The 10,430-nt window shown below is 54.7% G+C and carries 7 protein-coding genes; 4 read left to right on the forward strand and 3 right to left on the reverse strand.

The genetic code is table 11. The features are described 5' to 3' along the window. Positions 1 to 506: 506 nt before the first annotated feature. Positions 507 to 1,967: an NAD-dependent succinate-semialdehyde dehydrogenase gene (locus AUQ42_RS04930; protein WP_068517985.1), complete on the forward strand. Its 1,461-nt coding sequence runs from the start codon at positions 507 to 509 to the stop codon at positions 1,965 to 1,967. Between the two features lie 87 nt (positions 1,968 to 2,054). Here the strand turns inward: AUQ42_RS04930 and AUQ42_RS04935 are convergent, their stop codons facing one another. Both AUQ42_RS04935 and AUQ42_RS15770 read right to left on the reverse strand, forming a co-directional pair. Continuing rightward, a complete protein-coding gene (locus AUQ42_RS04935) occupies positions 2,055 to 2,597 on the reverse strand; it encodes a hypothetical protein (RefSeq protein ID WP_068517986.1) in 543 nt (180 codons plus the stop codon). 36 nt (positions 2,598 to 2,633) lie between these two features. Then, positions 2,634 to 2,840 carry a hypothetical protein gene (locus AUQ42_RS15770; protein ID WP_156480835.1) on the reverse strand — a complete coding sequence of 69 codons (207 nt, stop codon included), beginning with the start codon at positions 2,838 to 2,840 and terminating at the stop codon, positions 2,634 to 2,636. Between the two features lie 55 nt (positions 2,841 to 2,895). Here AUQ42_RS15770 and glpK point away from each other — a divergent pair, with 55 nt between their 5' ends. Both glpK and AUQ42_RS04945 read left to right on the forward strand, forming a co-directional pair. Next, positions 2,896 to 4,392, forward strand: a complete 1,497-nt coding sequence (glpK, locus tag AUQ42_RS04940) for a glycerol kinase GlpK (RefSeq protein ID WP_068517987.1) — start codon at positions 2,896 to 2,898, stop codon at positions 4,390 to 4,392. An 86-nt stretch (positions 4,393 to 4,478) separates the two neighbouring features. Continuing rightward, the gene (locus AUQ42_RS04945) at positions 4,479 to 5,504 is read left to right on the forward strand and encodes an AEC family transporter (protein ID WP_231856684.1); all 1,026 of its coding nucleotides are present in this window, start codon (positions 4,479 to 4,481) and stop codon (positions 5,502 to 5,504) included. Here the strand turns inward: AUQ42_RS04945 and AUQ42_RS04950 are convergent, their stop codons facing one another. Next, positions 5,505 to 7,649, reverse strand: coding sequence for a bi-domain-containing oxidoreductase (locus AUQ42_RS04950; RefSeq protein WP_197460786.1), 2,145 nt, complete (start codon positions 7,647 to 7,649; stop codon positions 5,505 to 5,507). A gap of 138 nt (positions 7,650 to 7,787) precedes the next feature. Here AUQ42_RS04950 and AUQ42_RS04955 point away from each other — a divergent pair, with 138 nt between their 5' ends. Next, positions 7,788 to 10,202 carry a glycosyltransferase gene (locus AUQ42_RS04955; protein WP_197460787.1) on the forward strand — a complete coding sequence of 805 codons (2,415 nt, stop codon included), beginning with the start codon at positions 7,788 to 7,790 and terminating at the stop codon, positions 10,200 to 10,202. Positions 10,203 to 10,430 lie beyond the last annotated feature (228 nt).

Genomic DNA, 10,430 nt, shown 5'->3' on the forward strand with positions numbered 1-10,430 from the left:
CGTTCCGTTATTTCACAAACGTTACGAGTGGCTAAAAATAATTGCAAGCGAAAATTATTGCCGGTTTGAATTTTCGATAATGAACTTGCTGTGGATTTTGCTATGCATTTGATATTTAGTAATTTTATTTGAAAATAGCCGAGTTCACAGGCCTGTTGGCGGGGAGCAGCCGGTGTTTGCCCACCTTTGAAAATGATCGGAATCGGTAGAAAACGAAAATCGATGGGACTCCTGCAACCGGTGGATTACGCGACGTTTTCACGATGCAGATGATGTTCGCAGGTGGGGGGCTGGCGCCCTGCAGAAGGCGCCGGGGTCGCATTTTCTGCCAAAATTCCGTTTGAATGAGCGACCGGTTGCAATCTTCTGGCAAAGGGCGTGGTCATGGTTGTTTGCGATTGCCAAGGCAGAAATATCTCGCGAAGATGTGGCATTGATCCCGGAGCAGACTAGATGTGGGATATCCGATCGAGTTGCTCCCAATAAAGAATTCCGGAGGCACTAAAATGATATCGCTTAAAGACCCGTCACTTTTCACCCAGCAGGCCTATGTCGGCGGGGAATGGGTCGATGCCCCAGACGGGAAAACCGAACAGGTCACCAACCCGGCCACCGGTGAAGTGCTTGGCACTGTGCCGGTCCTTGGCCGCGACGCGGTTGCCCATGCGGTCAATGTTGCCGAAAAGGCCCAGAAGCTTTGGAAAAAGCGCACGGCGAAGGAACGTTCGGCCATTCTGATGAAATGGTACGACCTGATGATGGAAAACCAGGATGATCTTGGTGCCATCATGACCGCCGAACAGGGCAAGCCGCTTGCCGAGGCGAAGGGCGAAATCGCCTATGCGTCAAGCTTCCTGCAATGGTTCGCCGAAGAAGGCAAACGTGTTTACGGTGACGTGATCCCGACCTTTGCCGAAGGCCGCCGTGTGATGGTTCTGAAAGAACCGGTCGGTGTTTGTGCCGCGATCACGCCGTGGAACTTCCCGACGGCAATGATCACGCGCAAGGCGGGCCCGGCACTGGCCGTTGGCTGTGCGATGGTGGTCAAACCGGCAATGGAAACGCCTTATTCCGCACTGGCCATGGCGATCCTGGCCGAACGTGCCGGCCTTCCCAAAGGGCTGCTGTCGATTGTCACCGGTGAAGCGGTCGAAATCGGTGCGGAAATGACCGAAAACCCGAAAGTCCGCAAACTGACCTTTACCGGATCGACCCCGGTCGGGCGTTTGCTGATGCGCCAATGTGCCGATACGGTCAAGAAAATCAGCCTTGAACTTGGTGGCAATGCGCCGTTCATCGTCTGTGAAGATGCCGATATCGATGCCGCCGTCGAAGGTGCGATTGCATCGAAATACCGCAATGCCGGTCAGACCTGTGTCTGTGCGAACCGTCTGTTTGTCCATGATGCGGTCTATGACGAATTTGCCGAAAAATATGCCGCCAAAGTCGCGGAAATGCCGGTCGGTAACGGTTTTGAGGACGGCGTGGTCATTGGTCCGCTGATCAATGAGAAGGCGGTGGCAAAGGTTGAAAACCAGGTTGCCGATGCTGTGTCCAAAGGTGGCCGCATCCTGACCGGTGGCAAACGCCATGAACTTGGCGGGTCGTTCTTCCAGCCGACGGTGATTGCCGATGCCAACCGTGACATGACGGTCTTCCGCGAGGAAACCTTTGGCCCGATGGCACCCCTGATCCGTTTCCACAGCGATGATGAAGTTCTGGAAATGGCCAATGATTCCGAATTTGGCCTGGCGTCATATTTCTATTCGCGTGACATTTCGCGCATCTGGAAGCTGGCCGAAGGACTTGAAAGCGGTCTGGTCGGTGTGAATGTCGGCGTCATGGCGACCGAGGTTGCACCGTTTGGCGGTTTCAAACAGTCCGGTGTTGGCCGCGAGGGTTCGAAATACGGCGTCGAGGATTATCTCGAAGTCAAATATGTCTGCATTGGCGGGATCGACGACTGATCCCGGACAGGGCACGCAAGCAAAAGGGCGCTGCAAATCGCAGCGCCCTTTTCGTTTGTGATTGTGCTGGTCTGTTACCCGGGATGATCAGGCCGAAAACAGATCTTTTCGTGCGCCCGATGTCTGGGGATCGTCTTCTTCGCCGGTGATGGATTGTGACGATCCGGCCGGCAGTTCCGATTGCAGTTCGGTAAAGACATCAAACATGCGCGGGTTAAAGGCGATCTGTGCCTGCATCCGGTCGCGGCGTTCGCTTTCGGATTCCTTGCCGTCATTTTTACCGAGTTCCGCATTGGCAAGTGTATTGCCATTAAGCTGCTGTTCGATGGCATCAGCGATGGTTTTTTCGACCGCCTGACGATCTTCGGCATCCATTTTGGCCAGTGCTTCTTCGTCCAGCCCCATGCTTTTAAGGATTTTGGCGCGCAATTCTTCGATTTTGCGTTCCTCGATTTCCTTTACATAGGTGGTGAAGCCGTGTTCGCGGATATAGGCCAGCTCGGTATTTTCTTCCTTGTCGTCATCAGGAAGCGGCTGACTGTTTGATGCAATCGTCATGCCCTGCGAAGCCGCACTTTTGGCGCTATAGGCGGTTTTGGTGACGCTCAGCAATGTGTCATACAATCCCATAAGAGCCCTCCATGGGAAAAAGATGCCGGTTGGAATTCATTCTTGCCGGATTTGTTGCAATTCGCGTGCCGCGCGAAAACCGGCCATTTTTGCCGCATGCAACGTGTGATAGGCTCTCACCCAACAGGGCTTTGCCAGAAAATCGGTGAAAAATTTTCGAAAACGAATTGTTTTTTGGTGCGATTTTTTTCTAAATAGAGCGATAAAGCCAACCGCCCGATCGCAAAGACGGGCAGAACGCATGGCATCATGCAGGGTCAGAGGGCAGGGAAACTGCCGGCTCGGGAGGAAAACACAAATGACCGATACGCGTTACATCCTTGCCATTGATCAGGGAACGACAAGTTCACGTGCGATTGTTTTTGATGAAAACGGCCGATCCGTTTCCGTCGCACAACAGGAATTCCCCCAACATTTCCCCAATAGCGGCTGGGTCGAACATGACCCCGAAGATTTGTGGAACACGGTTGTTGCCGTCTGCAAAGAGGCATTGGCGCGCGTTGATATCAAACAGGTCGCAGCCATTGGCATCACCAACCAGCGCGAAACCACCGTTGTCTGGGATCGCAAAACCGGCAAGGCAATTTACAATGCCATTGTCTGGCAAGACCGTCGCACCGCATCGCTGTGCCATGATTTGAAAAAACGTGATCCGGGGCTTGAGGATGCGGTCAATGCACGTTCGGGTCTTTTGATCGATCCGTATTTTTCGGCCACCAAGGTTGCCTGGATCCTTGATCATGTATCAGGCGCGCGGGCACGGGCCGAGCAGGGTGATCTTGCGTTCGGCACGGTCGACAGTTTCCTTTTGTGGCGTTTGACCGGTGGTAAATCCCATGCGACCGATGCCACCAATGCCGCACGCACCAACCTGTTTAACATCCGCGAAAACGCTTGGGACGATACGCTTTGCCAAATCTTCCGGGTGCCGCAAACCATGCTGCCCGAAGTCAAGGATTGTGCGGCCGACTTTGGCGCAACCGATCCCGATCTGTTCGGGGCCGAAATCCCGGTTCTGGGCATGGCGGGCGATCAGCAGGCGGCGGCCTTTGGCCAATGCTGCTTTGAGCCGGGCGATATCAAAAGCACCTATGGCACCGGTTGCTTTGTGATCCTCAATACCGGGGAGGAGGCCGTAACATCACAGCATCGTCTTTTGACCACGGTCGGGTATCGCATCAATGGCAAGACAAGCTATGCCATCGAAGGGGCGATCTTTGTTGCCGGGGCGGCGGTACAATGGTTGCGCGATGGTCTTGGCATCATCAAATCGGCGGCTGAAACCGAAGGATTGGCAAAATCCCTTGATGACAATCACGGGGTTTATCTTGTCCCGGCCTTTACCGGACTTGGCGCGCCCTACTGGGACCCGGATGCGCGCGGGGCGATTTTTGGCCTGACGCGTGATACCGGCCCGCGCGAATTTGTCCGTGCCGCGCTTGAAAGTGTTTGTTACCAGACATTTGACCTGTTCGAAGCCATGGCGGCAGATGGTGTGTCGCCCAAGGCGGTGCGTGTTGATGGCGGCATGGTTGCCAATGACTGGCTGTGCCAGATGCTGTCGGACGTTTTGGGCATTTCGGTCGAACGGCCCGAAGTCACCGAAACCACGGCCCTTGGTGCGGCCTATCTTGCCGGTCTTCAGGCCGGGATTTACCGCGATCTTGATCATATTTCCGCCAACTGGCATCTGGATGCCAGTTTCGAACCGAAGATCGAAACATCGCGCCGCGATGGTCTTTTGGCAGGGTGGAAGGATGCGGTTCGCCGCGTTCAAACCGATCCCGAGGCCTGACGCGCATAGCTGCATTGTCCGGCATTCGTACCGTAACACTGGTAAGCATTTAAATTGCTTTGTACTATTTCAGGACGGTATCGCTGATGCCGTCCTTTCTTTTTGCGCGATTTATGGAATTTGGGGTCTGTTATCGCGCCTTGCTTTACAGGGATGCCGGGGGGAATATGCTTGATCTGATCGTTGGAAAAGTTGGTCCTGTCTTTTTGACGATCATGTGCGGCTTTGTGCTGACCCATATCAAGATCATCTCCCGCCAGGGTATTCCGTTCCTTGCCAAAATCGCGATGAATGCCTTTATCCCGGCCATGCTGTTTCAGACTTTGTCGCAATCCGACATCAGTGCGCATTTCGATTTGCGCCTGTGGGGCAGCTATTATTCCGGTGTGTTTTTGAACTTTGCGGTGGTGTTTGTCATTGCGCGTTTGTGGCTTAAGGCCAGAACCGATGAATCCGCTGTGACCGCGATGGGCGGGGTGTTTTCCAACATCGTTCTTCTGGGCATTCCGCTGGTGCAGGCCGTATACGGTGAAGAAGGTCTGGTGCCGGTATTGATCATTTTGTCGATCCATCCGCTCAGTCTTCTGGGGATGACGATCATGATCGTCGAAGGATCGCGCAGCGGCGGTGACGGGCACTGGTTGCCGAAAGTCCTGCGCAGCGTTTTGCGGGTTTTGAAAAACCCGATCATCATCGCGATTATTCTGGGTGTGCTGGCATCCCTGCTTAAGATCCGGATGCCCGAAATGATCGACGGCACCTTTGAGCGGTTCCGCACAGCCGGACCGACCATTGCGCTTTTGCTGGTCGGTGCGGGGCTTTACGGGCAGTCGGTGCGCGGCAATCTGAGTGCCAGCTTGCTCTGTACGGTGGCCAAGATGTTTGTTCAGCCGCTTCTGGTCTTTTCGGTCGGGCATTTCATCTTTGATCTGCCGCCCTTGCAACTGACCATCCTGACCCTTGTGGCCGCGCTGCCATCCGGGGCGAATGTGGCGATCATCGCCGGCAGTTATAATGTCTGTATCGACCGGTCGGCCACGACCATTCTGATTACCACTGTGATCAGCATGATCACCTTGCCGTTGATTGTGCTTTATGCCGGCGCCTTCTGATCAATAACCGGCGGCATTGATCACGAGTGCCATCAGTTTGATTTCATCTTCAAGGCCCGGCATCAGCCGATCCTGCCTGCCGGATGCGATGGCATCGACAAAGGTTTCAATAGCCGATCTGTGGCCTTTATCCTGGCCGAAATATGTGCGCATCACGGTGCGTCCATTGATCGAAAGTTTGCGCCAGTCCGTCAGTTGCGCATCAAATCCCGGTGCATCGATTTGAAGGATTTCCTTGGGTTCGCGACGTGTGCTGTGCTGATAGCTGATGTCACCTTGTGATCCATCTTCGAACCGGATTGTCCAGATGCTGTCACCGCTGCTGCGATCAAGCCATTGGCAACGGATATCACTGATTTCGGTCCGGTTCAGACTGGCGATCAGGTCAATGAAATGGGTGATCTCGCCAAGTGTACGCCCGCCCTGTTCCGGATTGTTCAGCCAGTGCCGATCGGCAAGCGGGGTGACGCGCACCCGGTAACGGAAATGCTTTGGCCCGTCGGGCAGGGCGTCTTTCAGATTTGCGGTCATGGCGGCATAGCGGCGATTATGCCCGATCATAAAGATCGAATCAGGTGCCATTGCCGACTGGCAATCGTGCAAAAGCGCAAGCCCGTCGCGGGTTATCGCAATCGGTTTTTCAAGCCAGACATGTTTTCCGGATTTCAGTGCGTCGGCGGTAAGGGCTGCGTGGCTGTCATGGCGGGTGGCGATCATGACACTGTTGATTGCGGGGTTTTCGAAAATCTCGTTGGCGGCTGTCAGCGCGCGGGCATTGCCAAACTTGCGCGCAACCGCCATCGCAGAAAGCCCGTCACGGGAACAGCATGCGACAATATCGGCATTGCTGCAGTTTTTCAAATGCGGGACCAACTGACTGCCAAGGTAATTTCCGGTGCCGATCAGACCAAGGGTCACGGGGCTTGCTTTGCGTGTTGGTGGTTGTTGCTTGGAAGGTTGACCGGGCTTTGGCGTCGAGCGCACCCGGGGATCGGTTGGCGGGGTTAGCGGGGTTGGTGTGGCTTGCTCGGTCGGCTGCGATGCAATGTCATAACTTACCAGTGTCGCCAACTGATCCTGCGACGGACCATTTGCGAAATGATCGGCGATATCGGCAAAGGTGATCTTGTTTGTGATCAGGGGGGATGGATCAAGTTTGCCATCCGCCATCAAATCAAGGGCAGCCTGCATATTGCGTTTGATTGTCCAGCGCACATAGCCCAGCGGGTAGTCATGGCCCAGTTCTTCATAGGCGGGGTCATAGCGGCCCGGCCCGTATGAGCGGACCTGATGAATGCTAATTTCCTTGTCATAAAGGGCTTTGCGATGGGCGCTGATATTGACATCGCCAACGCAAATGATTGTGCCGCGATCCCGGCACATACGTGCTGCCTGATCGATCAATGCATGCATGCCGCGCGCGGCAGCACAGATATAAACAGCATCAAAACTGTTATCGGGTGCGTGGCGGCAATGATCGACCCCGCCATGGGCACCGTTTTCCTGCGCAAGTTGCCGGCGCAAGGGGTTCGGTTCGATGATGGTGGTGCGCGCGCCGCTTGCATGGGCCGTTTGCACAAGCAACTGGCCGATCAGCCCCGCACCGATAGTCGCGATCTTGTCGCCAATGGTTGTTTGCCCCTGTCGCAAGCCATGCAGTGCAAGGGCATAAAGGGTGGCAAAAGCCGCCTTGTCGTCCGGGACGCTATCGGGAACCGGGCAGGCCATATTGATCGGAACACGGTTCCATTGGGCATGGCTGGCATGGCCCATTCCGGCAATCGCCACCCGCTGGCCAAGATAAAAGCCGTCCGCCTTGGCACCAATGCGTTCTATCCGCCCGATTGCCGAATATCCCAATGGCATCGGACGGCCAAGCTGATTGGTGACGCGCGAAGCGGTGGCCTTTGCACCGCTGGTTGCCAGTGATTTCAACGTCAGTGCAACAAGATCGGGGCGTTGCCATGCCTTTTGCCACAGCGGTGCTGTTGCCTGACGCACCTGGGTGAATTCCGTGCCTGGGCTGATGACGCTAAAGCATGTTTGAACAAGGATGTCATGGTCGCCCGGGATTGGAACCGGACAGTTGGCAAGGACGACTTTGCGCTCGCCAGGAAATCGCAACAGGGCTTTCATCTCTGCCATGATCATCCTTTTTTGATAACAGGTTGAATATCATTGGGAAGATTAAACCACATGCAGGCCGGGTTGGTCGATCCGTGATTGACGCGGGCACGGTGCAGGTTTAGCAAGATGGCAGACTTCAATTTGGAACCGCTTATCATGCAACAATCTGTCCCGGCGCGGCATTGGCGCGACACTGTGCTCGGCCTTGCCGCTATCCTGTTTGGTCTTTCTGCACCGCTGTTTTTCTTTGGGCGGACGGCCTTGGGGATCGGGCTTGGACTGTCGCTGATTGCAGCACTTGCGTCTGCTGATCATGGTGAAGCCTGGCGCAAAATGCGTGCTGATATTGCGACGCCTATTGGCTTGCTTGTCTGCGCGGCACTGGCGGCCTTTTTCGTGTCTGCTGCTTGTTCGATCATGCCGGGAAAGTCGCTAGAAACCTGGACCGGGCGTTTCGCAATGATGGCGGGTATCTGGTATCTGATGCGCCTGATCGAACCAAAAGCACGGCTTGCGTGGGATGCATGTATATATGGTGCGGTTGCAGTTGTCGGTTACTGCATGTTTTCCATTCTTGTGTATCCGGAATTATTATCGCTCAAGGCGCTGCGTGAACCGGACTTTGCGTTCGACATCACCCGTCGCCTCAAACCGGTTGGCAGTTTCCTGATTTTCGGGGCGATGATGCTGGTCATTGATGCCGTCGACCATAAGGGATTGCGTCGATATGTTTCGGTGCTGGCGGCAATCTGCATTCTTCCGATCCTTGAGGTGTCGCATGGTCGTGCCAATGTGGCGGCGATGATGGCTGCGGCCTGTGCGGTTGGTTTTTGTGCGGTACTTCTGATCAAGTCCCGCGTCCTTAAAATCGGCGTGTTGGTCGGGGTGGCCGGTATTTGCGTCATTGCCCTGACATGGTTGAGCGGGGTGACAAGCAATTCAAGCAGCCTGATGGGCTTTGACGCCTATCTGCCGACCTGGCTTGTTGATATTCACCGCCAGATGATCTGGAAATTTGCCTTTAGCCACGTCTTTGATCATCCCCTGATCGGCTATGGGATCAATGCATCGCCCTGGGTTCCCGGTGCCGATGAAATGGCGGGAACATCCAATCAATCTGTGTTGCCCGGACATCCCCATAGCTGGTTCATGGAAATCTGGCTTGAAGTCGGGCTGGTGGGGCTTGCTGTCGTTGTGCCGCTGGTTCTGTTAATTGCAAAGACCGCGATTACGGATGTGTATTGCAACGGGCTAAGGGCGGCGGCTTTGCCGCTCATGATGCTGGCCGCATACTGGTTTGCCGGACTGTTCAATTACTCGTTCTGGACGTCATGGTGGTTCGGGGTCTTCCTTTTGTCATTATCGTTGGCGCTGTTGCGCCGTGAAGCGCTACTTGCGACAAGAAAACCCAAATCCCGCCGCAAAACCATGATTGTCTGTGCTGAAGACTGGTCTTTCGTCTCGCACCGGATCGGATTGGGGCGGGCGGCATTGGTGCGTGGTGACGAGGTTGTTGTTGCCTGCAATACCGGGGCCGCGACCGAGGCCCTGCGTGCCGAAGGTTTCCGCGTGGTCAATATTCCGATTGCGCGTGGTGGGCTAAGCCCGCTCAAGTCGCTTAAGACCGTTAAGGCATTGGCTTGTCTGATCCGTCGCGAAAACCCGGACGTGATCGTCAATGTTGCCATTCAATGTGTTGTTCTGTCGGTATTCGCCGGCATGCTGGTTGGTGCAAGGCGGTCGGTCAATATGGTAACCGGGCTTGGCTTTCTGTTCGTTTCGGGCGGGGTCAAGGCAAAGGTTGTTCGTGCCATCGTCTCGATGATTTTGCGGGTTTATGCCCGCTTTGGTTCTGTTCATATAATCGTGCAAAATCAGGATGATCTTGCTCTGATGAAGGGGCTCGGTTTTAAGGAAAACCGTATCAGTCTGGTGCGGGGATCAGGTGTTGATATCTCGGCATATGCCCCGGCTGATAAGGCACCCGGTAATCCCAAAACGGCGATTTTTGTGGCCCGCATGTTGTGGTCAAAGGGGCTTGCAGAACTGATTGAAGCGGCCCGCATGCTTAAATCCCGCGGTCGTGATTACCGTATTCTTCTGGTTGGCGATGTTGATCCGGCCAATCCCGACAGTGCGAATGAAGCTGATCTTATCGGTTGGCAAAAAGACGGGCTTGTCGAATGGCTCGGCAAACGAAGCGATGTTGCGTCGCTTCTGCGCGATGCGGATCTTGCTGTTCTGCCGTCCTGGCGCGAAGGATTGCCAAAGGCATTGCTCGAAGCAGCAGCTTGCGGGCTTGCGATGGTTGCAACCGATGTGCCCGGGTGTCGCGAAATTGTCCGCGATCAGGAAAACGGAATTCTGGTGCCGCTACGTGATGCAAACGCATTGGCCAATGCCATCGAAACGCTTATGGAAGATGACGCAAAGCGCGCAGAATTAGGCAAGGCCGCCAGAAAGCTGGTGGAGAATGAGCTGTGCGATGGCGTGATCATTGCCAAAACGCTTGCTGTCGTGACTGGCGAAACGATGCCGCCGCGGGTTCAGAAACTGCCATTCTTTGCCTGATATTATTCAGACATCACCACCAACCAAAGGGCCCGATTTCGGGCCCTTTTCTTTTTGCGGAAGAATCCCGTTGCACCTGCGTTTTTAATTTTGTATACAATATACATGAATTGCATTTGGTCCCATGACCAAACCGTTTGAACATTCATGGCGGGGTAGGTGAATTATCCAGCCATATCAGGAGGTTACTTTTCCATGCAGGTAAACTGGACTGGCGTTTTCCCCGCC

Source organism: Thalassospira sp. MCCC 1A02491 (assembly GCF_001613785.1).
In the GTDB taxonomy this organism is placed as follows: domain Bacteria; phylum Pseudomonadota; class Alphaproteobacteria; order Rhodospirillales; family Thalassospiraceae; genus Thalassospira; species Thalassospira povalilytica.